The sequence below is a fragment of the Pantoea sp. MT58 genome (genome assembly GCF_014495885.1).
GTDB lineage: Bacteria > Pseudomonadota > Gammaproteobacteria > Enterobacterales > Enterobacteriaceae > Pantoea > Pantoea eucalypti.
Map to the genome: position 1 here is coordinate 1609946 of NZ_CP061083.1, position 22148 is coordinate 1632093.

The 22148-nt window shown below is 59.3% G+C and carries 19 protein-coding genes; 17 read left to right on the forward strand and 2 right to left on the reverse strand.

Features of this window, described 5'->3' with window-relative positions; translation table 11 throughout:
- Positions 1 to 22 precede the first annotated feature (22 nt).
- The 14 genes from IAI47_RS07605 to IAI47_RS07670 all read left to right on the forward strand — a co-directional run bounded on the left by IAI47_RS07605 (position 23) and on the right by IAI47_RS07670 (position 17470).
- The gene (locus tag IAI47_RS07605; protein WP_003852376.1) at positions 23 to 979 is read left to right on the forward strand and encodes an ABC transporter permease; all 957 of its coding nucleotides are present in this window, start codon (positions 23 to 25) and stop codon (positions 977 to 979) included.
- Positions 976 to 1827 (forward strand): ABC transporter permease, encoded by an 852-nt coding sequence (locus IAI47_RS07610; RefSeq protein ID WP_003852377.1) that lies wholly within the window; start codon positions 976 to 978, stop codon positions 1825 to 1827. Before IAI47_RS07605 ends, IAI47_RS07610 begins: the two co-directional genes overlap by 4 nt.
- A complete protein-coding gene (locus IAI47_RS07615; protein WP_008926923.1) occupies positions 1824 to 3488 on the forward strand; it encodes an ABC transporter ATP-binding protein in 1665 nt (554 codons plus the stop codon). Before IAI47_RS07610 ends, IAI47_RS07615 begins: the two co-directional genes overlap by 4 nt.
- Positions 3489 to 3610: 122 nt before the next feature.
- Positions 3611 to 4942: an FAD-binding oxidoreductase gene (locus tag IAI47_RS07620; RefSeq protein ID WP_003852381.1), complete on the forward strand. Its 1332-nt coding sequence runs from the start codon at positions 3611 to 3613 to the stop codon at positions 4940 to 4942.
- Positions 4943 to 4953: 11 nt separating this feature from the next.
- Positions 4954 to 5796: a GNAT family N-acetyltransferase gene (locus IAI47_RS07625; RefSeq protein ID WP_003852382.1), complete on the forward strand. Its 843-nt coding sequence runs from the start codon at positions 4954 to 4956 to the stop codon at positions 5794 to 5796.
- A complete protein-coding gene (locus IAI47_RS07630) occupies positions 5796 to 6722 on the forward strand; it encodes a glyoxylate/hydroxypyruvate reductase A (protein WP_008926922.1) in 927 nt (308 codons plus the stop codon). The genes IAI47_RS07625 and IAI47_RS07630 overlap by 1 nt, the downstream gene beginning before the upstream one ends.
- A gap of 1 nt (position 6723) precedes the next feature.
- Positions 6724 to 7857, forward strand: coding sequence for a M20 aminoacylase family protein (locus tag IAI47_RS07635; RefSeq protein ID WP_008926921.1), 1134 nt, complete (start codon positions 6724 to 6726; stop codon positions 7855 to 7857).
- Between the two features lie 113 nt (positions 7858 to 7970).
- Entirely contained in the window at positions 7971 to 9287 is a 1317-nt protein-coding gene (gene gabT, locus IAI47_RS07640) for a 4-aminobutyrate--2-oxoglutarate transaminase (protein WP_008926920.1), read from the forward strand.
- Between the two features lie 166 nt (positions 9288 to 9453).
- Positions 9454 to 9963, forward strand: coding sequence for an Lrp/AsnC family transcriptional regulator (locus IAI47_RS07645; protein ID WP_003852391.1), 510 nt, complete (start codon positions 9454 to 9456; stop codon positions 9961 to 9963).
- Positions 9964 to 10215: 252 nt separating this feature from the next.
- Positions 10216 to 10662, forward strand: a complete 447-nt coding sequence (locus tag IAI47_RS07650) for a GNAT family N-acetyltransferase (RefSeq protein WP_003852392.1) — start codon at positions 10216 to 10218, stop codon at positions 10660 to 10662.
- An 18-nt stretch (positions 10663 to 10680) separates the two neighbouring features.
- Positions 10681 to 12726, forward strand: a complete 2046-nt coding sequence (locus IAI47_RS07655) for a hydantoinase/oxoprolinase family protein (protein WP_008926919.1) — start codon at positions 10681 to 10683, stop codon at positions 12724 to 12726.
- Position 12727: 1 nt separating this feature from the next.
- The gene (locus IAI47_RS07660; protein WP_187961266.1) at positions 12728 to 14686 is read left to right on the forward strand and encodes a hydantoinase B/oxoprolinase family protein; all 1959 of its coding nucleotides are present in this window, start codon (positions 12728 to 12730) and stop codon (positions 14684 to 14686) included.
- Positions 14687 to 14747: 61 nt separating this feature from the next.
- The gene (locus tag IAI47_RS07665; RefSeq protein ID WP_003852397.1) at positions 14748 to 16529 is read left to right on the forward strand and encodes a thiamine pyrophosphate-requiring protein; all 1782 of its coding nucleotides are present in this window, start codon (positions 14748 to 14750) and stop codon (positions 16527 to 16529) included.
- 98 nt (positions 16530 to 16627) lie between these two features.
- The gene (locus IAI47_RS07670; protein ID WP_003852399.1) at positions 16628 to 17470 is read left to right on the forward strand and encodes an oxidoreductase; all 843 of its coding nucleotides are present in this window, start codon (positions 16628 to 16630) and stop codon (positions 17468 to 17470) included.
- 87 nt (positions 17471 to 17557) lie between these two features.
- Here the strand turns inward: IAI47_RS07670 and IAI47_RS07675 are convergent, their stop codons facing one another.
- Together IAI47_RS07675 and IAI47_RS07680 are read right to left on the reverse strand one after the other, a co-directional pair.
- Positions 17558 to 17785: a hypothetical protein gene (locus tag IAI47_RS07675; protein WP_003852400.1), complete on the reverse strand. Its 228-nt coding sequence runs from the start codon at positions 17783 to 17785 to the stop codon at positions 17558 to 17560.
- Positions 17772 to 18338, reverse strand: a complete 567-nt coding sequence (locus tag IAI47_RS07680) for a hypothetical protein (protein ID WP_008926917.1) — start codon at positions 18336 to 18338, stop codon at positions 17772 to 17774. Before IAI47_RS07680 ends, IAI47_RS07675 begins: the two co-directional genes overlap by 14 nt.
- 366 nt (positions 18339 to 18704) lie before the next feature.
- Between IAI47_RS07680 and IAI47_RS07685 the strand changes: the two genes are divergently transcribed.
- From IAI47_RS07685 to IAI47_RS07695, 3 genes are read left to right on the forward strand one after another with little or no spacing between them, the layout of a single operon-like run.
- Positions 18705 to 20141 carry an amidase gene (locus IAI47_RS07685; protein ID WP_008926916.1) on the forward strand — a complete coding sequence of 479 codons (1437 nt, stop codon included), beginning with the start codon at positions 18705 to 18707 and terminating at the stop codon, positions 20139 to 20141.
- Positions 20138 to 21454: a cytosine permease gene (locus IAI47_RS07690; protein ID WP_008926915.1), complete on the forward strand. Its 1317-nt coding sequence runs from the start codon at positions 20138 to 20140 to the stop codon at positions 21452 to 21454. The genes IAI47_RS07685 and IAI47_RS07690 overlap by 4 nt, the downstream gene beginning before the upstream one ends.
- Positions 21435 to 22121 (forward strand): cysteine hydrolase family protein, encoded by a 687-nt coding sequence (locus tag IAI47_RS07695; RefSeq protein ID WP_008926914.1) that lies wholly within the window; start codon positions 21435 to 21437, stop codon positions 22119 to 22121. Before IAI47_RS07690 ends, IAI47_RS07695 begins: the two co-directional genes overlap by 20 nt.
- Positions 22122 to 22148 lie beyond the last annotated feature (27 nt).

Sequence of the window (22148 nt, forward strand, 5' to 3'; positions counted from 1 at the left end):
GGCTCTTTTAAGGAGTACGCCGATGAACCGATACATGATGTTCCTGATTGCCCGGCGGATTGGCGCCGGCATCCTGACTTTGCTTATCGTCTCGGCGGTGGTGTTTTTCATCACCAGCCTGCTGCCGGGTGACGCGGCACAGATGATCCTCGGCCAGAACGCCACGCCGGAAACGGTGGCGGCGTTACGGCAGCAGCTGGGTCTCGATCAGCCTTTGCTGATGCGCTATATCCACTGGCTGACCGGCATGGTGCAGGGCGATTTCGGCACCTCGTTTGCCAGCCATCTGCCGGTCTCGCAGCTGGTGGCGCAGCGTATCCCCGCCACCTTTGAACTGGCGGGTATCACCACGCTGATCTGCGTGCCGATGGCGCTGATCATCGGCATCATCGCGGCGATGAATCGCGGTTCCCGGCTCGATCGGGCACTGGTTATCGGCACGATGGCGACGGTTGCGGTACCGGAATTTCTGGTGGCCACCGTGGCGGTGCTGATTTTCGCCGTCAAACTGCACTGGGTGTCGGCGATGTCGTTCGGCAGTCCGGACAGCGACCTGCTGAGCTACCTCAAAGCATACGCGCTGCCGGTGCTGACACTCTGCTGCGTGCTGGTGGCGCAGATGGCACGCATGACGCGAGCCGCCATTATCAATCAGCTCGACAGCCCCTATCTGGAGATGGCGCTGCTGAAAGGGGTGTCGCCGCTCCGCGCCGTGCTGCGCCACGCGCTGCCCAATGCGGTCGGCCCTATCGCCAACGCGATTTCACTCAGTCTCTCCTATCTGTTTGGCGGAGTGATCATCATCGAAACCATCTTCAGCTATCCCGGTCTGGCCAGCCAGCTGGTGGATGCGGTCAGTAACCGCGACCTGCCGGTGGTGCAGCTCTGCGTGATGCTGTTCGCCGCCTGCTATCTGGTGCTGCTGCTGGCGGCCGACATTCTGACTATCGCCTTTAACCCGAAATGGAGAAGCGCATGAATACTCTCTTGTTGCCCTGGCGTTTCTTTCAGTCTCTTTCCTGGTCAGGTCGGCTGGGTCTGATGATGTCGCTGTTCTGGCTTCTGATGGCGGTATTCGGCACATCGCTGGCGCCACACAGCATTGATGACATCGGCGGCGGCCCGCTGATGGGTGGCCTGACGGCGGATAACCTGCTGGGCACCGACTATCTGGGACGCGACATGCTGAGCCGTATTCTCTACGGCGCGAAATTCTCTATCGGCCTGGCACTGAGTGCGGCGCTGCTGGCCAGTCTGATCGGCACGCTGCTGGCTCTGCTGGCCGCGGTCACGGGACGCTGGCTGGAGGAGTTACTGGGCCGTGTCAATGACGCGCTGCTGGTGCTGCCAGGCAAAGTGCTGTCGCTGATGATCGTCGCGGTATTTGGCTCCTCGCTGCCGATGCTGATCCTGACGGCGGTTTTCACCTACTGGCCGGGTGCATTTCGTATCGCTTTTGCCATGGCCAGCTCGCTGCGTAGCATGGATTACGTCCGGGCTTCACGGCTGCGGGGCGAAAGCCGCTGGTATATCGCCATTCACGACATCCTGCCTAACATGGTGCACCCGATGCTGACGGACTTTGGCCTGCGCTTTGTCTATATCGTCCTGCTGCTGAGCGGGCTGAGTTTCCTCGGTCTGGGCGTTCAGCCGCCGTATGCCGACTGGGGCACGCTGGTGCGTGAAAATATGCAGGGGCTATTTGACGGTTCGCCTGCCGTCCTGATGCCCGCGCTGGCGATTGCCAGCCTGACCATTGGCGCCAACCTGTTTATTGACAGCCTTCAGGCGATGCGTCCGATGACGCTGGCGAAGGAGGGAGCATGAACGTGACACCACATACCGCCATGCCAGTGATATCGGTGGATAAACTGCGCGTCACCGCGCAGACCGATCGCGGCGAAGAGATTGACCTGGTTTCCGACATTCATTTTACCGTGCAGAAGGGTGAGGTGCTGGCGCTGATAGGCGAATCCGGCTCAGGTAAAACCACCATCGCCATGGCGCTGATGGGCTATGCCCGCAGCGGTTGCCGCATTGCCGACGGTAACATTCACGTTGCTGGCACCGATGTTAACAGCCTGACGCCGGGCCAGTTACGCGCCTTTCGCGGCAACAAAGTCGCCTATATCGCCCAGAGCGCGGCGGCATCGTTTAATCCGGGCATGAAGATTCTCGACCAGGTCATTGAGCCCGTAGTTATTCACGGCACCCTGACGCGCAAAGCGGCGAAAGAGAAGGCCATAGGCCTGTTCCGCGAACTGGCGCTGCCCAATCCTGAGACGATAGGCGACCGTTTTCCGCACCAGGTATCGGGCGGACAGCTACAGCGTCTGATGACGGCGATGGCGCTGATTGGCGATCCGGATGTGGTGATCCTCGATGAACCGACCACCGCACTGGATGTGACCACCCAGGTGGAAGTGCTGAAAGCGTTTCGCCGCGTAGTGGTGCAGCGTGGCGTCACCGCGATTTACGTCAGTCACGATCTGGCCGTGGTGGCACAGATGGCTGACCGGATTCTGGTGCTGTTGCGCGGCAAAATGGCGGAGTATGGCAGCACGGCGCATCTGATTGGCGCGCCAAAGGCGGAGTACACCCGCTTACTGATGGACGCCGCGCGGCAGAAAGAGCGGCCCAGCAACTGGTGCCCGGCTGCTGCCGATATTCAGCCGCTGCTGGAGGTGCGCGACCTCAACGCAGGTTATGGCCCGCGCGGCAGCGACGGCCATTCGAAAGTGCGCATTCTGGAGGAGATCAACCTCAAACTGTGGAAAGGACAGGCGATTGGCATTATCGGTGAATCAGGCTCGGGCAAAACCACCCTGGCGCACGCCATTGCCGGACTTAATGCCCCCAGTCACGGCCACATCCTGTTTAACGGCCACTACATTGCGGGCGATATGCAAAAACGCCCTGACAACGAGCTGCGGCGCATTCAGTATGTGTTCCAGATGGCGGATACCGCATTGAATCCGGCCCACAGCGTCGAACGTATCCTGTCGCGACCGCTGACGCTGTTTCACGGCCTGAGTGGTTCGGCCCGCCAGCAGCGACTTTATCAGCTACTGGATCTGGTACAGCTGCCACGCAACGTGTTGTGGCGGCGTCCCTGGGCACTTTCTGGCGGGCAAAAGCAGCGCGTCAACCTTGCGCGTGCGCTGGCGGCTGAACCGGATTTGATCCTGTGTGATGAAGTGACCTCGGCGCTGGACACCGTGGTTGCCGCCGCCGTACTCGACTTAATCAGCGAGCTGCGCCGTGAGCTGGGGCTCTCGGTGATCTTTATCAGCCACGACATGCATGCCGTTCGCGCGGTGTGCGACGAAATTGTGGTAATGAAGAGCGGTCGCATCGTCACCCAGCTGGCGCGCAACGACTACGACAAGCCGACCAGTGAACTCTATTTCGAGCGGCTGAAGCGCGCGGTGCCGGAGCTGCGTCAGGGCTGGCTGGATGAGCATGAAGAGATTTTAAAAGCAGAGTGAGTTAGCGTGCTCTGATTTACCCGCCTGCAGAGCAGTGATGCATTGCGCAGGCGACGTACTTACGCACAGCGGCAATATTGCCCTGCGCCAGACCCGATACTGACAACAGAGGTTATTGTGTTATGCCTGCACCCATTCGTTATGTACAGGACAGTGCGAATTTCCCTGATTCCGCCGATGTGGTGGTGATTGGCGCCGGTATTGCCGGTGCCGCAGCCACCTGGGAGCTGGCAAAGCAGGGAGTGAAGGTTGTGCTGATTGAGAAAGGCCTGGTAGGGGCAGAGCAGTCGAGCCGCAACTGGGGCTGGTGTCGTCAGCAGAACCGCGATGAGCGCGAACTGCCGCTGATTATTTATGCGCTGCAACGCTGGGGTGAGCTAAATGATGAAACCGGCGAAGAGCTGGGGTTCCGCCGCAGCGGGCTGGTTTACGCCACGCAGGAAGAGTCGGACATTGCGGCCTGGGATAAGTGGATCCAGATGGCTAAAGGCTATGGCGTAAACAGTTCAATTCTCACGGCGGAGCAGGCCAAAGCAATGACGCCGGGCAGCACCACTCCGTGGCGGGGCGGTCTCTCAGCGCCGACCGACGGTCACGCCGAACCGCGCCTCGCTGCGCCTGGGCTGGTGGCGGGCGCGCTGAAAAAAGGCGCAATGCTGTTTCAGCAGTGTGCGGTGCGCGGGCTGGATATCGCTGGCGGCCGTGTCAGCGGCGTCTGGACCGAACGCGGTCTGATCAAAACCAGCCGGGTTATCTGTGCCGGCGGAGCGTGGACCTCGATGTTCTGCCGTCGTCATGGCATTGATCTGCCGCTGGGCAACGTTATTGGCACCGCTTTCCGTACTCAGCCTATCGAGCAGGCGATCGCCATGCCGCTCTACACGCCGGGCTTTGCCTGCCGGCCGCAGATGGATGGCAGTTACACCGTCTCCGTCTCGGGTCGCGGGCGTCTGGAGCCAGGCGCTCAGGGGCTGCGTTACGCTCGTCAGTTCTATCCCACATTTAAAAGTCGCCGCAAGAATCTCACCCTGAACCTTGGGCTGTCGCCGTTCTTCAACGGCCCGGAGGCGATGGGTGGCTGGGCATTTGACCGCGAGTCACCGTTTGAGCGCATGCGCATTCTCGATCCGGCCGCCGATGCAAAAATCGTGGAAGAGGGGCTGGCGGCGATGCGGCGTGAATACCCGGCGCTGGCGAACCTCCGGCTGGCGCAGTCGTGGGGCGGCATGATCGACAGTACCCCGGACGCAATTCCGGTGATCTCTACCGTGGCGAAACTGCCGGGGCTGGTGCTGTCTGCAGGGTACAGCGCCCACGGCTTCGGTATCGGACCGGGAGCCGGTCGACTGGCGGCGGATCTTGCCACCGAAGCCACCCCTATCGTTGATCCAACGCCGTACCGCTACAGCCGTCTGGTGGACGGCAGCGGACTTGAAACACCAGGCATGATGTAAGGAGAGTTTTAATGAGCCTGACAATACGCGCAATGACGCCAGACGATCTTGACCCGTGCTTCAGCATGACGCAGGCACTGAAATGGCCCCACCGACGCGAAGACTGGGCGCTGGCGCTGCAGCTGGGCGAGGGCACAGTGATTGAAGAGCAGGGCAGGCTGATCGGCAGTGCCGTGCTCTGGCGCTGGGGCGACAGTGCCGCCACGCTGGGTCTGGTGATTGTCGATAACCAGCAGCAGGGGCGTGGCCTCGGCAAACAGCTGATGCTGGCGCAACTGGAAAAAGTACCGGATTACAACGTGCGTCTGCACGCCACTGAAATGGGCAAAGGCTTGTATGAAAAGCTCGGGTTTGTCAGCTGTGGTGAGATTCGTCAGCACCAGACCCGTGAAGTCACCACGCTGCCAGACGTTGTGATCCCGGCGGGATGCCAGCTGCGCCCGGCGACACTGGCCGATCACAGCACGCTGGTGACGCTGGATCAGCAGGCACACGGTATGCATCGCCCGGCGCTTATTGCGCATTTACTGCGCGACTGTCAGACGGTGATTTTAGAGGACGCATCACAGCAGATTCAGGGCTTCGCCAGCCTGCGCCGCTTTGGGCACGGCTGGGCAATTGGCCCGGTAATCGCCGCTGACTTTGCGATCGCGCAGGCGCTGGTCGCCTCGCTGATGCAGTCGTTACAGGGTGAATTCCTGCGAATCGACACCGACGCCGCGCTGCCGATGGCTGCCTGGCTAACCTCTCTCGGTATTCCTCAGGTCGATGCGCCCACCACAATGGTGCGCGGCACGCCCTGGACACCGCAGGGTATGCAGGCGTTTGGATTGATGACGCAGGCGATGGCCTGATGCATATCGTCTATAAATCGGAGCCTGAACGTGGGCGGATCTGGCAGCGCTGGCTGGCAGAACATGCACCTGACATTCACCTGCATATCTGGCCAGAGACCGGTGATCCAGACCAGGTTGAGGCGCTGGTTGCCTGGCAGCCTCCGGCAGACATTCCGGCGCGGTTTCCACACCTGAAACTGCTCTTCTCGGTGGGTGCCGGCGCCGATCAGTTTGACTTCAGTGCGCTGCCGCCCGACCTGCCAGTAATCAGGATGATCGAACCGGGTCTGACGCAGGGCATGGTGGAATATGTCACCTTTGCGGTGCTCGGGCTGCATCGTGATATGCCGCGCTATTTTCATCAGCAGCGCCAGCAGCAGTGGCTGGCACACGCGGCATTACCCGCCTCGCAGCGGCGGGTCGGCGTGATGGGGCTGGGCGAACTGGGTCAGGCCGCGTTAGCGCAACTGGTGGCGCTGGGTTTTGACTGCGCAGGCTGGAGCCGCACACCACGCCACTTTCCTGGCGTACGCTGCTGGCACGGCGCTGATCAGCTCGCTGATTTCCTGGCGCACAGCGAGATTCTGATCTGCCTGCTGCCGCTGACTGACACGACGCGGGGTTTGCTGAACCACACCCTGTTTAATCAGTTACCCCAGGGCGCGGCGCTGGTGCAGGCCGGTCGCGGCCCGCAACTGAACCATGACGATCTGCTCGACGCGCTGGAGAGCGGTCAGCTCCTTGCTGCCGTGATTGATGTCACCGATCCGGAGCCGTTACCTCAGGGCCATCCGTTCTGGCACCATCCCGCCATCTGGCTCACCCCACACATCGCCAGCCAGACGCAGAATGAGAGCGCCATTGCGGCACTGCTGGAAAACCTGCGGCGCTACCAGCGTGGCGAACCGCTGCACGGTGAAATTGACCGTTCGCGAGGATATTAAGATGGAACATTTAGTGGCACTGCGCCGCGATCTGCATGCGCACCCGGAGCTGGGCTTTCAGGAGCAGCGCACCAGCGAGATGGTGGCGAATTTCCTGCAACAGCTGGGCATGGAGGTGCATCGCGGCATCGGTAAAACCGGCGTGGTCGGGATACTGAAAAAGGGCAGCAGTGACCGCATGATCGGCCTGCGCGCCGATATGGATGCGTTGCCGATGCAGGATCAGAGCGGCACAGACTGGCAAAGCCAGGCAGAGCAGGTGAGTCACGCCTGCGGCCATGACGGTCATACTGTGATGCTGCTGGGGGCCGCCGAAAAACTGGCGCGCGACGTCAGCTTTGACGGCAGCGTCTGCTTTATCTTTCAGCCTGCCGAAGAGGGGCAGGCGGGCGCAAAGGCGATGATCGAGGATGGCCTTTTCAGCCGCTTTCCCTGTGAGGCGGTCTACGCCATTCATAACTGGCCTGAACTGCCCCTCGGTCAGGTGCAGACCCGGCCCGGCGCCATCATGGCGGCAGCCGACCGCTTTGATATTCGGGTGCTGGGTGGCGGCGGTCACGCTGCGCAGCCTCATCTCACATGCGATACGCTTCTTGCGACCAGTGAGCTGGTGGTGCAGCTGAATACCCTGGTTTCACGCGCACTCGACCCATGCGAAACCGCGCTGCTCACCGTTACCCGAATGCAGGGTGGCTTTTCACACAACATGATCCCGGCAGAGGCGAACATCACCGGCACGGTGCGCACCTTCAGCCCGACTGCACAGGATACGATTGAAGCGCGTTTGCGCCAGATGGCGGCGCACATCACCGCCGCACACGGCCTGCAGGCAGAGGTCAGCTATCGGCGCTACTACCCGGCGACGATCAACAGCGCAACGGAAGCGCAGTTTTCCCTTGAGGCGCTAAAGCAGGCGGGCATCCCGGCTGACCTCGCACCACAGCCCGCGCTGACCTCAGAAGATTTTGCTTTTATGCTGCAGGCGCGCCCCGGTGCCTATCTGTGGCTGGGATCGGCACCCTGCAAGCCGCTGCACCATGCCGCTTACGACTTCAATGATGCGCTGATCCCCCATGGCATTAACGTTTTTGTCGCCCTGATTCGTCAGGCGCTGGCAGAGAAATTTCCCTGCTGAATGCAGCGGGATTTTGACAGGAAATGCCGCTGCCTGGGGAATTACGGCAGCGTAAGAAACCAGCAGGTTGCGATACTTGAGCCAACCGAACGTTACGTGGATGAGGGTTTAAAATGCAGAATGTCATGGCAGAGCAGCAAGCATATTCCGATAACAGCCTGTTACTGGATGCACGTGAGCAGAATGTGCCGCGCGGTGTAGTGACCGCCCATCCGCTGGTGATCGAACGCGCCAGAGGCAGTGAAGTATGGGATGTGGAGGGCAATCGCTATCTCGACTTTGTTGGCGGCATCGGCGTGCTGAACGTCGGCCACAATCACCCTGCGGTGGTCAATGCGGTCACCAGGCAGTTGGGTCTGGTTTCTCACGCCTGTTTTCAGGTGGTGGCCTATCCGGGCTACATTGAACTGGCACAGCGGCTGAACAAACTGGTCGGCGGCGATGAGGCATTCAAAAGCGTCTTCTTCACCAGCGGCGCCGAAGCCGTGGAAAATGCGGTGAAGATTGCCCGCTCGCACACCCAGCGGCCCGGCATCATTGCGTTTGATGGTGCGTTTCATGGGCGTACCCTGCTGGGCGTCACCCTGACCGGTATGTCCGCGCCTTACAAACAGAACTTTGGTCCGTTCCCTGGCGACATCTATCGTCTGCCATTCCCGAACCCGCTGCACGGTATCACCGAAGCGGACTGCCTGAAAGCGATGGATCAGCTCTTCGCTGTGCAGATCCTGCCTGAGCGTGTGGCCGCGATTATCATCGAGCCGGTACAGGGCGATGGCGGCTTCCTGCCAGCCGGACCGGCCTTTATGCAGGCGCTGCGTCGTATCACCAGCCAGCACGGCATTCTGCTGATTTGCGATGAAGTGCAATCCGGCTTTGGGCGTACCGGCACCATGTTTGCCTTCCAGCAGTTGGGGATCAAACCGGATTTAATTACCCTGGCGAAAAGCCTTGGCGGCGGTCTGCCGATTTCCGGTGTGGTTGGCCGTGCAGAGATCATGGATGCGCCAACGCCAGGCGGGTTAGGCGGCACCTACGGCGGCAACGCACTGGGCTGTGCGGCGGCGCTGGCGGTACTGGATCTGTTTGAACATGAGAACCTGTTACAGCGTTCCTGTCAGCTCGGCGAACAGCTCAACGCCCGTCTGCGACAACTGGCGGACAAATATGCCTGCATTGGTGATGTGCGCGGCGTGGGCTTTATGCAGGCGGTGGAAATTCTCGACTTCGAAACGGGGCGTCCCGATGCGGCGCTTACCCAGAAGATCCTCGACAGCGCCTGCCAGGAAGGATTGCTGCTGATCAAATGCGGCCTGCATCGCAACACCATCCGTTTCCTGGCGCCGCTGGTCACGACCGACTCACAACTGGAAGAGGCATTGCATATCTTTGATATTGCGCTGGCCCGCGCCACGGGCCGGTTGGGTTAAATCTGCATTCCTCATTGATTTTATTAGAATAATTTGAAAGCCTCCCGCTGGTATAACCACTGCGAAGCGCTGGCGCGTTTACGGTAAAGCGTGTTATATCTTCGGGAGGTTCTGAACATTTGATTAAGCGCCTGGCCCAACAGGCTCTGACAATGAGGGGGGTGCTATGAACGGCTTAATGAAACTTGACCGCATCGACATCAACATCCTGGTGCAACTCCAGAAAGATGGCCGTATCAGCAACGTTAACCTCGCCGACGCCGTCGGTCTCTCGCCCAGTCCCTGTCTGCAACGGGTCAAACGTCTGGAACAGGCTGGCTTTATCACCGGTTATGAAGCGCACATTAATCTCACCCGCATTACCGATTCGGTGACCGTCTTTACCGAAGTCACCCTGTCAGGCCATCGCCGCGAAGATTTTATGAAGTTCGAAAGTGCGATGCGCGACGTCGATGAGCTGATGGAGTGCCATCTGATCACCGGCGGCTATGACTATTTGCTGCGCTTTATTACCCGCAGCATTGAACATTATCAGGAAGTGATTGAGAAGATGCTGGATGCGCAGATCGGCATTGATAAGTACTTCAGCTATATCGTGATTAAATCCCCGATCATGAAAAGCAGCGTGCCGTTACGATCGCTCATCGGGAAGCACACTGTGGAGTTCGGCGTATAAATGTCTGCCCGGCGTTGCCTCTCTCCTGCGTCCACCGGAGAGAGGGCCGTCACACCCATCCCGCTTTTTGGCTGCCTGCCTGACCCGTTATCCCGTTACCTCTATACCGCTTTAATCTGCCCAATCTTCCCTCAGCATAAAATTTTTTTCCGTTACAAAATTCAGTGGCTGCACCCGGTTTCAGGGCGCGCTACAGCCTCAACCGTCGTGCGAACCCTTTTAAAATGATTTCAACCGATACAAGGAGTTGCCATGGACTCATTACAGATTGCTGATCAGCAGTGGCAGCGCGATATGTTCACCATTTCTACCGATCGCCAGCGGCTGGACCTTGCCTGGATCCATATTCAGCTGGCGGAGAAGTCCTACTGGGCCAAAGGTCAGCCGCAGGCCAAAACCACGCGGGCGATTGCCGGTTCGCTGCCGTTTGGTCTTTATCACCAGCAGACTCAGATAGGTTTTGCCCGACTGATCACTGACTACACCCGTTTTGGCTGGCTGTGCGACGTGATCATTGATGAAAACTGGCGCGGTCACGGGCTGGGCAGCTGGCTGGCGACCTGCGTCCGTGAACATCCGGAGCTGCAAACGGTACACCGCTGGATGCTTTCAACCCAGGATGCCCATCAGGTCTACCAGCGACTCGGCTGGCGTGTTGTGCAGCATCCCGAGACGCTGATGGAATTTCCGCTCTCATAACTCTGGAGTTAACCCGATATGCGATACCGCGTTGGCGTGGATATTGGTGGATCCTTTACTGATTTCGCCGTGCTGGACCAGCAAACGAACCAGATCCATACCCTCAAAGTCCTGTCACGCCCGGACAAACCTGGCAGCGAAATCGAGACCGGGCTGACGCAATTTCAGCAGCATCAGGGCATTGATCCCGCTGAGATTGGCTACTTTACCCACGGCACGACGGTAGGGATTAACGCGGTGATCCAGCGGCGCGGTGTGCGGCTGGCACTGTTTGCTACCGAGGGCTTCTGCGATGTTCTGGAGCTGGCGCGGCTGAAAATTCCGCATATCCATGATCTTTTCTCCCGGCGTGCCGCACCGCTGATTACCCGCGACCGGGTATTTGCCATCCGCGAACGCATTGACGCCCACGGCAATGTGCTGCACGCGCCTGATCGTCAGAGCGTGCTGGACGCCATTGAGCAGGCACGCGCCGCAGGTTGTCAGGGTATTGTCGTGTCGCTGCTGCACAGCTATCGCAACCGGCATAATGAAGCAGCAGTAAAAGCGATTATTGAGGAAGTCGCGCCTGAGCTGCTGACCTCCTGTTCCGCTGACATCTGGCCGATTATTCGTGAATATGAACGCACCATCACCGCCACCATTAATGCCTACGTGCAGCCGATGGTCATTCACTACCTGGAATCCTTTGAGCAGGCGCTGAAACGGCTTGGCGTAAAGCCGCCGCCGCGTATCACCAAATCCAACGGTGGGGTAATGGGCGTCGGGCAGGCGAAACGCGAATGCGTCCAGATGGTGCTCTCGGGCACCGCCTCCGGGGTGATCGGGGCCAGCTATCTGGCCAGCGCCTGCGGTTTTGACAAAATCCTCAGCCTGGATATTGGCGGCACCAGCGCCGACGTAGCGGTGATCATTGACGGCAAAGTGGCGCAGGGCAACGGCGAAATCATCGGCGACTTCCCGATCTTTATTCCTTCTGTCGCCGTCACCTCAGTGGGGCAAGGCGGCGGCTCGCTGGCGTGGATTGACGGGCAGGGCGTATTGCAGATGGGACCAGACAGTGCCGGATCGCTGCCGGGTCCGGTCTGCTTCCAGCGCGGCGGCACACAGCCGACGGCCACCGATGCCTTTGCCGCCTGCGGCATGATGGGCCACGGTGCGTTGGGTTATAACGCCGTGACGGTGGATGTTGCCGCCGCCCGGGCGGCCTGGCAGCCCCTGGCCGATGCCCTCACTATTTCGGTCGAGGAAACCGCGGAAACCGCTATTCAACTGGCGATCTCCAGCATGTACAGCGACACCAGTGGCCTGCTGTCCCGCTTTGGCCTCGACCCACGTGAATTCTGGTTCCTCGCCTTTGGCGGAGCGGGCCCGATGATGGGCTGTTTTCTTGCCCGCGAACTGAACATGAAAGGGGTGATTGTTCCGCCTACGCCAGGCGTGCTCTCCGCATTAGGCGGACTGGTAGCGGACATCCGCAACGATTTTATCCGCACACTCTACGGCGACCTGACGCCTGCGCTGGCTGACACATTAGCCAGTGAAGCCGAAGCCTTGCAGCAGCGCGCCTGCAACTGGCTGACGCAGGAGCACGGCAGCGACATGCCCTATAGCCTGCAGTTCAGCGCGGATATGCGCTATCACGGACAGTCGTTTGAAATCGACGTGCCGCTGGAGGCGAGCTGGCTGACGCAGGCAGATTTCACTGCGCTGCATGACGCCTTTGATCGCCAGCATCAGCAGCTGTTTGGTCACAGTGACCCGCAGGCACCGGTGCAGTTGATTAACCTGCGGCTGGTGATCGCCTCACCCACGCCAAAACCGGTGATTAACCGGCTCGCAACGGCGACAGAACCGGTGCCAGTGCTGAAACAGACCGATGCATGGATCGACGGCGCATGGCATCAGGTGGATGTGGTGCTGCGAACCGTATTGCTTGCCGGCCATCAGTTACGGGGTCCGGTCATCATTGCGCAGAACGATTGCACCACCTGCGTGCCGCCCGGTATGGGCGTGACGGTCGATTCCTTTGGTAACCTGCTGATCACGGCGAACGAGGCATAACATGGCGATTGATGGACGTAACTTACAAATCCTGGCGAACTACTGCGCCGCTGCTGCTGATGCGATGGCCTTTACCCTGATGCGTACCGCGCACTCCACCTTTGTTAAAGAGACGGAGGATTTCTCCTGCCAGATTGTCAGCCGCACCGGACTGGCGTTTGCCTCGCCGCGCAGTTTTGGCGCACCCTGGTACAGCGGCATCGACTATGCGCCAGTACTGGCACTGATTGACGATTACGCCGACGGCGATATCTGCATTACTAATGACGCCTACGCCGGCAATGTGGCGACGCACTCGCCCGATATCCACATCTGGAAGCCGGTGTTTTACAAGGGCGAAATTGTCTGCTTCGTGGTGGGGCACATTCATAACACCGACGTCGGCGGCGCGGTGCCCGCCTCACTGTCGCGCTCGCTGACCGATATCGTGCAGGAGGGGATCCGCATCCCGCCACTGAAAATCATGCGGCAGGGGCAGCTCAATGAAGAGGTCGCCAGCATCATGCGGCTCAACGTGCGGGTGCCGGACCAGAACTGGGGTGATTTCAAAGCACAGCTGGCTTCAGTTAACGTCGGTGAGCGTAAAATCCACGACATTATCGCCCGTTTTGGTATCGACGATTTTTTACAGGGCATAGAAGAGATTCTCGATTACGCCGAAGCACAGGCCCGCAGCATTATCAGCACCATTCCCGATGGGGAGTATTTTTATGCCGACTACGCCGATGAAGATGGCGAGGGCGGTTATCCCTGCCGTATCGCCATTACACTGCGGGTGCAGCGCGATCAGCTGGAGCTGGACTACACCGGCAGCGACCCGCAGCTGGCCTCGTCACTGAACATGCCGACCGGCGGCCGTGAACGGCATCCGCTGGCGCTGGTGGGCGTCACTTATGTGCTCTCCACACTGGATCGTTCGCTGCTGCTGAACGCGGGAACACTGCGACCGACCCGGGCGATCCTGCCGCCGGGTACGGTGATGAATTGTGAAGCACCGGCGGCGGTGGGGATGCGCTCGCTGACCTGTGCACTGTCGCAGATTGCGACAATCGGCGTCTTCTCGCTGGCGATGCCGGACCGTCTTCCCGCCAATTCACCGGGCGGTAATTCAATCATGAACATCCGCACGCAGACGCATAACCGCAGCGTGGTTGCTTCTCTGGGTCCAGTGGGTGGTGGCGCGGGCGGTACGCCGCGTCATGACGGGCCTGACGGCTCTGGCGGGCTGTCTGCCTTCCTGAAAAACACGCCCATTGAGATCAACGAAGCGGAAGTCCCGATCCGTTTTCATCGTTACGGGCTGGCTCAGGACAGCGCCGGCCCAGGTCGCTATCGCGGCGGCTTAGCGACCGAAATGGCATTTGAGATTTTCTCGCCCAACACCACGATTACCGCGCGCAACCGTAACCGGTCGGTGTTTGCCTCGGCGGGCTTGGTGGGCGGGCAGAACGGGGCGCTCTCTTACTTCTGCACCCGGCGCAATGGCGAGGTTATCAATCACGGCAACACAGACGTAATCCACTGCCAGCCGGGTGACGTGGTCGAAGTGCGGGGCCCTGGCGCGGGCGGTTATGGCCTGCCGTCACAGCGCGAGACTGAGGCGGTCATGCAGGATGTGCGCTGTGGTTATCTCAGCGTCGCAGCAGCCCGGGCGCAGTATGGCGTAGTGATCGTTGATGACGGTGTGGATGAGTCAGCCACAGCGCGCCTTCGCGCCGCGATGCCGCAACGCGCTGCGCAGCATTTTGAGCACGGCGAGGCACGGAATCGCTTTGAAACGCTCTGGACCCCTCAGCGTTACCAGTTGCTGACCGCTTTTCTGGCAGGCGCACCGGTCAGCTGGCGTCATTTCCTGAAAACCCAGGTATTCCGGGCGGTAGCGGAGATAGGCGAAACGGCGGATATGAATCAAATATTCAGTGATTTGCATCAGCGATACCCGGCCATGGCGAACAATTAACGGAGAGTGCGCATCGTCGACTACGCTTTAAGTCTGCATGGACTATGAAGGCAACGCGACGATGAGCATGAAAACCAGTGATTTTTTTGTCCAGCGCCTGAAAGAGTGGGGCGTCACACGCATCTACGGCTATCCAGGTGACGGGATTAACGGCGTGCTGGGAGCTATCCAGCGCGCTAACGCTAAAGGTGACGGCATCGAATTTATTCAGGTGCGGCACGAGGAGATGGCGGCCTTTATGGCGGCCGGGCACGCGAAGTTTACTGGGGAGCTGGGCGTCTGTCTCTCAACTGGCGGGCCGGGCGCAACCCATCTGCTGACCGGGCTTTATGACGCCAAAATGGACCATGCGCCGGTGCTGGCGATTGCCGGACAGGCAGAAGCGACTGCGCGTGGAGCCAGTTATCAGCAGGAGATGAACCTGGACCGCATCTTCTCGGACGTCGCTAACTTCGTTCAGGAAGCTTCGACCCCGACACAGGTGCGCCATCTGCTGGATCGTGGCGTGCGCATTGCCAAAGCGCAAAACGGCGTGGCGGTGATCATCATCCCTAAAGATATTCAGGATGAAGAGTGGCAGCCGCCGCAGCATCTGCATGGCTTCACCCATTCCGGCAGCGGCTATCAGCGTCCCAAAGTTATCCCCTACGAAGCGGACCTGCAACGCGCTGCCGACGTGCTTAACGCCGGTAAAAAAGTGGCGATTCTCATCGGTGCGGGCGCACGCAACGCCGCCGTTGAGGTGGTGCAGGTTGCCAATGTGCTGGGTGCCGGAGTAGCAAAAGCGCTGCTGGGCAAAGATGTGCTGCCGGACGACGCGCCGTTTGTTACCGGCTCGATTGGCCTGCTCGGCACGAAACCTTCATCCGATTTAATGCAAAACTGCGACACCCTGCTGATGATTGGCAGCGGCTTCCCGTGGACGGAATTTCTGCCGGAAGAGGGCAAGGCGCGTGCGGTGCAGATAGACATCGATCCCGCCATGCTGGGCCTGCGCTATCCCAGCGAAGTGAACCTGCATGGCGATGCGGCAGAAACGCTGCGCGCGCTGCTGCCGCTGCTGGAGCATAAAGCGGATCGCAGCTGGCAGGAGGATATTGCGGTTCAGGTACGTGACTGGTGGACGCTGATGGAAGAGCGTGCCATGGCACCGGCTAATCCGGTCAATCCGCAGCGGGTAGTGTGGGAGATGTCACCTCAGTTACCGGACAACGCCATTGTCACCTCGGATTCCGGCTCCTGCGCCAACTGGTTTGCCCGCGACTATCGGGTGAAGCAGGGACAGCGCGCGTCACTCTCCGGCGGTTTGGCCTGTATGGGCGCGGCGGTGCCTTACGCGATTGCCGCGAAATTTGCTCACCCGGAAAAACCGGTGGTGGCGCTGGTGGGAGACGGTGCGATGCAGATGAACAACATGGCCGAGCTGATCACTATTCAGAAATACTGGCAGCAGTGGGCCGATCCGCGCCTGATTGTCTGCGTGTTCAACAATCAGGATCTGAATCAGGTCACCTGGGAGCAGCGCGTGATGGAGGGTAACCCTCGCTTCGACGCGTCACAACAGCTGCCGGATGTGAAGTACGCTGAGTTTGCGCAGTCGCTGGGAATGGTCGGTATTTTTGTCGACAACCCTGACGATCTGGCAGGTGCCTGGCAGCGTGCGCTCAGCGCCGATCGCCCGGTATTACTGGAGGTGAAAACCGATCCGGAAGTCGCGCCATTACCGCCACACATCACCTTCAAGCAGGCGAAAGCCTTTATGGCGTCGATGGTGAAGGGCGATCGCGGCGCAGCGCAAATCATCAGCGACACCGCCAGTCAGCTGTTTCATAAAAAGCATTAAGGGCTAAGTGGGGCGGTCGCGTCTCACTAACCTTTATTCCCGGATGCCCTCGCGTCCGGGTCTTAAACCCCTTCATCATTCTCAACGGGAGTCTTGTTATGACTGCTCATTCCAGCCCTGTCTGGTTAATCTCGGGATGTTCGACCGGTTTTGGTCGTGAACTGGCGCAGCAGACGATTGCGCGTGGCTTTAAGGTGGTTGTGACGGCGCGTGATACCGCGTCCATTGCCGATCTGGTTGAGGGACACGACAACGCACTGGCGGTAGCGCTGGATGTGACGCAGCAGTTGAGTATTGACCAGGCCGTGAGTGCGGCCCTGGACACGTTCGGCACCATTGATGTGCTGGTAAACAACGCCGGTTACGGTTATCAGAGCTCAGTGGAAGAGGGTGTGGAAAGCGAAATCCGCGCGCAGTTTGATGCCAACGTCTTCGGTCTGTTTGCCCTGACCCGCGCCGTGCTGCCCGCAATGAGAAAGGCGCGTAGCGGCCACGTGATCAACATTACCTCAGTGGCAGGCTTAATCGGTTTTGCCAGCTCAGGCTACTACTCTGCCAGCAAACATGCGGTGGAAGGCTGGTCCGATTCGCTGGCGCTTGAAGCCGGTCCGCTGGGCATTCACGTGACCTGTGTTGAGCCAGGTCCGTTCCGCACCGACTGGGCCGGACGCTCACTGCATCAGACGCCGAGCACGCTGCCAGACTATGCGGAGACCGCCGCCGCGCGGATGAAAGCGACCTCCGAATACAGCGGCACTCAGAAGGGCGATCCGGCGCGGGCCGCCGCGGCGATGATTGCTATTACCGAGCATGAAAACCCGCCACGTCATCTGGTGATGGGTGCCTGGGGCCATGACGCCGTGACAGGTAAGCTCAAAGAGCGTCTGGCTGAGATAGACGCGTGGAAACAGACGTCGGTGGAGACGGATTTTCCGGAATAGAGGTGAATTGTGGGTGGCGGGAAGCCGCCTGCGGGTGAACCAGAAGCTATTAAAATACGAAAGGCCCGTTTATCGGGCCTTTGAGTGCTAATCGGGAATCTTTGCTTCCTGCATGTCGCGCGCATTCAGTTCTTTCAGCTTGCGGCGCAACAGGGCAGATGACGAACGTTTTCTCGCCTGAGCTAACTGAGCTTTAATGGCGGGCAGATCGGGCCGGGCCAGCCACTCTGCAATCAAAAGTGCCCTTAACTCTTTATATCGGGTTTCAACCGGAGCTAAAGGGGTTGTTTCATCGTGTGTATCATAAAACGACATAGCAAGCTCTCCCTGTAGTCACTACTTTATAAGCCTGGAAACAGTCCGGGATTAAAGGTTGCGGCGCTTTCTTCGGCAACCCTGTTCGGCGATTGTAGCGTAGTTCATTTTTTAACCCAAGCATGGCGTCGTAGATCTCTTCCAGAGGAGTCGGACGATTGCGTTCAACGATCTCGCCAGACGCAGGCTGGAAAACAAAACCGCCGATAGAGAAGCTTTCATGGTGTGCCATTAACGCAAGTACTACACTTTTTAAAACGACTGCACTACCTAATCCGGGAATGCTGATGTGGCGAAAATCGCTCATGCACTCCAGACCATCGCACACGTCAAAACAGACCTCAGCCAGCCCGTTAACAGGAAAGGAGATACCGGGTGGCATCCGATATCCGATGCGGGTAAAGGTCTGTTCATCTATCCGGTCGCCAACGATGACAGTGTAAGTTTCGCTGCCGCCAACAAAAACGTAGCTGTGATAAATCTGGCGGTCATAAATAAATCTTTTTCGTCTGATTTCGTAGTTTTCGAGATAAATATCTTCTTCAATACGCACTTCTCATCCCTGCCGTAACATATGAATCCCTGAAACTCGATTTTTCAGTTCCTGCTCAGCACCGTCAAACATCCATGGTAAAAGTGAGGTTATTCATTCCAGCATTTCAGCCGCTGTTGCGCATTAACAACACCGTTCTGTAAGCCAGCCCACAAACCATTCACCTGGCACGCACCCTTATTGCGCAGCCCTGCGCCATCACTGTGCTGAAAAAATAAACAGCGACCCGCTTCTGACACCATAAGAATTCGATCTTGTATCCCAGCCCGTATTCCACCTCGCATCCCTGACCCAGCCCCTTGAGTTCGCGGCTATCTGGCACGCTTCATGCACTAGCTCATGGGTACACTTTTGGCGAGGTAACCCATGTTTGACTCCTTTTTAGACGACGATGCCACCACGATGGCCGCTCTGATCCGCAACGGGGAAGTATCAGCCTGCGAACTGACCGCTGCGGCGCTGGCGAGGATGGAACAGCGTGAACCGACGGTGCAGGCCTTTTGCACCCCGACACCCGAGCTTGCGATGGCACAGGCTAAAGCCATAGATGACCGACGTGCGCGGGGAGAAACACTGGGCGCGCTGGCAGGCGTGCCGCTGGCGGTAAAAGATCTCATCTGCACCGCAAACGTCCGCACTACCTCCGGTTCAGCAGCATACAAAGAGTTCGTACCGGAAGATGACGACATCACGGTGGAACGGCTACTGGCCGCCGACGCCATTCTGCTGGGTAAAACCACCGCGCCGGAGTTCGGCTACAGCGGCGTCGGGCACAATCCGCTTTTTCCGTCGCCACGTAATCCCTGGAATCTGGCGATGACGCCGGGCGGTTCCAGCGCGGGTTCCGGGGCGGCGGTGGCGGCACGCCTTTGCCCGATTGCACTGGGCAGCGATGGCGGCGGGTCAGTGCGTATTCCGGCGGCGCACTGCGGCATTTTTGGCTTCAAGGCGTCGATGGGGCGGGTGCCGTTATGGCCCGGCTGTCGTGATGAACGCTATCCCGGCGTGTCGAGTTGGGAGTCGCTGGAGCATATCGGGCCGATGACGCGCAGCGTGCGCGATGCCGCCCTGATGATGTCACTGATGGCAGGACCGGATATGCGGGACCGCCACTCGATCCCCTGCAGCGACGTTGACTGGCTGGGTGCACCAGAACATCTGCCTGGCAAGTTGCGTATCGCATTCAGCGCAGATTTTGGCTATGTGGCCGTTGACCCGGAAGTCCGCGCTGTTGTCAGCGCGGCGGTAAGGCGATTTGCTGCTGAAATCGGTGCGGAACTGGAGCTGGCCGATCCTGGCTTCCCGGATCCGTCAGCCGCTTTTGGCGCACTGGTGGCGATGGAAAGTGATCTCACCGGCATGCGCCAGATGATGGCGGAGCAGGGCAGCACAATGTCACCGCATCTGGTCGCTATGTTACAGCGCGACTGGCGGGCAGAGAACTTTACCGATGCCATCGCCACCCGCAAAGCGGTCAGCAATAGCCTGTGGCGCTTTATGCAGCGCTTTGATCTGTTGATCACGCCGACGCTGGCCGTGCCGCCGTTTCCGCTGAGAATGCAGGGACCGGAGATCATTGATAGTCGCATGGTTCGCAACGATCACTGGCTCTCATTCTGCTTCCCGTTCAATTTCACCGGCCAGCCCGCCGCGTCAGTGCCTGCAGGTTTCACCGCCAGCGGCCTGCCGGTCGGTATGCAGATTGTTGGTCGTCATCTTGATGATGCTTTAGTGCTGGCTGCCAGTGCCGCTTTCGAGCGCATTCAGCCGTGGAATCACCTTCAACCCGGAATCGCCCAATGAAAACGTCTGACACACCTGCGCTGGAGCAGGAATTTGAACATGAGCCGGTGCCGCTGACGCATCGTCATTCAACCCGCTCTGTTTCAGCGGTCTGGTTTGGATTCCCGATGATCCTCACCAATGCGCTGTTTGGCGGCATCATTACCTGGCATCTGGGCTTCTGGCCCGCGCTGATCGCCATTCTGCTGGGCAACCTGGTGCTGTTCGCCTATGTCGGCGCGCTGAGCTGGTACGCCGGTAACAGCGGGATGAACTTTGCTTTACAGGCCAGACGCACCTTTGGCAGCAAAGGCTACATCCTGGTCTCGGGTTTTCTCTCGACGGTGGTGATCGGCTGGTATGCCTTCCAGACCGGCCTTACCGGCACGGTGATTAATCAGACCTTCGGCTGGAATGCGCTGGCGGTGACGGCCTTTGCCATGATCCTCTACACCGGCATCACGTTCCTGGGCGTGCGGGCGCTGTCCGTGCTGGGGATGATCGCCGCGCCGCTGTTTGTGGTGCTCGGGATGGTGGCACTGTGGCTGATCAGCAAACAGCACGACTTCTCCGTGGTGACGCAGTGGAAAGGCAGCGCCAGCGCCGCCGGCGCAATGAGCATGGGCACCGCCGTCACCATGGTGGTGGCCGGTTTTGCCGACTCCGGCACCATGACCGCTGACTTTACCCGCTGGTCGAAGAATGGACGCTCGGCGGTCATCGCTGCCTTCTCCGCTTTTCCGGTTGCGAACGTCATCTCGTATCTGTTCGGCGTGGTAATTGTAGCCGTGGGCGCGGCGGTGGATCCGCTGACCAATGGCGGTAACTTCCTGCCGATGCTGATGGGGCACAGTGCCATCCTGTCGGTGGTGGCCTGCCTGTTTGTCTTTATCAATCTGGGATCGGTCTGCACACACTGCCTCTACAACGGCGCAGTGGGTTTCAGTCATCTGTTCAGCAGCAAAATGCGTCTGTGGACGCTGATCCTCGGCGCCATTGGTGGCGCGCTGGCACTGGCGGGCGTCTGGTCTTACTTCCTGGAGTGGCTCAGCCTGCTCGGGATCGTGGTGCCACCATTTGGTGCTGTGATGATTGTGGATTTGATCTTTATGGCGCGCATCAGTGAGCAGCGTCCGGCTCAGCGATTCCGTGGTACAGCGTTTGCCGCCTGGGCAATAGGTAGCCTGTGTGCGGTGATCGCTCATGTGGCTTTCCCGCAGTTCGGTGAAGCAGTGATTGGTCTGGTGACCGCCGCCATCAGCTACAGCGTGATCAGCAAAATGCGCATGCCGCGCCCGGTAATGGAGAACAGCAATGCCCGATTACAGCGTTAATTCAACCCCTTACGCCTGGCCTTTTGACGGCAGTTTCACCCCGGCTGACACGGCGTTAATTGTGATTGATATGCAGACCGACTTCTGTGGCGTCGGCGGCTATGTCGATAGCATGGGCTATGACGTCAGCCTGACCCGCGCACCCATCGCCCCGTTGCAGCAGGTGCTGGCCGCGATGCGCGCCCGGCAGTTTCCGATTATTCATACCCGTGAAGGGCATCGGCCCGACCTCAGCGATTTGCCCGCCAATAAACGGTGGCGTTCGAGACGGATGAATGCCGGCATTGGCGATGTCGGACCGTGCGGCCGCATTCTGGTGCGCGGCGAGCCAGGCTGGGAGATTATTCCGGAGCTGGCCCCGTTGCCGGATGAGGTCGTGATTGATAAGCCAGGTAAGGGGTCATTTTACGCCACCGATCTGGAGCTGATACTGCGCAGTCGTGGCATACGTAATCTGATTCTCACCGGTATAACCACCGATGTCTGCGTTCATACCACGCTACGTGAAGCCAACGATCGCGGTTTCGAGTGTCTGGTGTTATCTGATTGCTGTGCCGCAACGGAGCGGCGTCATCATGAGGCGGCGCTGAGTATGATCCATATGCAGGGCGGCATCTTTGGCGCGGTTGCCACCTCTGCCGCACTGCTGGATAGCCTGGGCAGTTAGTCTTTCTGGCGGATAACCTGAGCGTAC

Coding starts and splice junctions, on each gene's coding strand:
- IAI47_RS07605 (WP_003852376.1), top strand. CDS start 23: ATGAACCGATACATGATGTTCCTGATTGCCCGGCGGATTGGCGCCGGC.
- IAI47_RS07610 (WP_003852377.1), top strand. CDS start 976: ATGAATACTCTCTTGTTGCCCTGGCGTTTCTTTCAGTCTCTTTCCTGG.
- IAI47_RS07615 (WP_008926923.1), top strand. CDS start 1,824: ATGAACGTGACACCACATACCGCCATGCCAGTGATATCGGTGGATAAA.
- IAI47_RS07620 (WP_003852381.1), top strand. CDS start 3,611: ATGCCTGCACCCATTCGTTATGTACAGGACAGTGCGAATTTCCCTGAT.
- IAI47_RS07625 (WP_003852382.1), top strand. CDS start 4,954: ATGAGCCTGACAATACGCGCAATGACGCCAGACGATCTTGACCCGTGC.
- IAI47_RS07630 (WP_008926922.1), top strand. CDS start 5,796: ATGCATATCGTCTATAAATCGGAGCCTGAACGTGGGCGGATCTGGCAG.
- IAI47_RS07635 (WP_008926921.1), top strand. CDS start 6,724: ATGGAACATTTAGTGGCACTGCGCCGCGATCTGCATGCGCACCCGGAG.
- gabT (WP_008926920.1), top strand. CDS start 7,971: ATGCAGAATGTCATGGCAGAGCAGCAAGCATATTCCGATAACAGCCTG.
- IAI47_RS07645 (WP_003852391.1), top strand. CDS start 9,454: ATGAACGGCTTAATGAAACTTGACCGCATCGACATCAACATCCTGGTG.
- IAI47_RS07650 (WP_003852392.1), top strand. CDS start 10,216: ATGGACTCATTACAGATTGCTGATCAGCAGTGGCAGCGCGATATGTTC.
- IAI47_RS07655 (WP_008926919.1), top strand. CDS start 10,681: ATGCGATACCGCGTTGGCGTGGATATTGGTGGATCCTTTACTGATTTC.
- IAI47_RS07660 (WP_187961266.1), top strand. CDS start 12,728: ATGGCGATTGATGGACGTAACTTACAAATCCTGGCGAACTACTGCGCC.
- IAI47_RS07665 (WP_003852397.1), top strand. CDS start 14,748: ATGAGCATGAAAACCAGTGATTTTTTTGTCCAGCGCCTGAAAGAGTGG.
- IAI47_RS07670 (WP_003852399.1), top strand. CDS start 16,628: ATGACTGCTCATTCCAGCCCTGTCTGGTTAATCTCGGGATGTTCGACC.
- IAI47_RS07675 (WP_003852400.1), bottom strand. CDS start 17,785: ATGTCGTTTTATGATACACACGATGAAACAACCCCTTTAGCTCCGGTT.
- IAI47_RS07685 (WP_008926916.1), top strand. CDS start 18,705: ATGTTTGACTCCTTTTTAGACGACGATGCCACCACGATGGCCGCTCTG.
- IAI47_RS07690 (WP_008926915.1), top strand. CDS start 20,138: ATGAAAACGTCTGACACACCTGCGCTGGAGCAGGAATTTGAACATGAG.
- IAI47_RS07695 (WP_008926914.1), top strand. CDS start 21,435: ATGCCCGATTACAGCGTTAATTCAACCCCTTACGCCTGGCCTTTTGAC.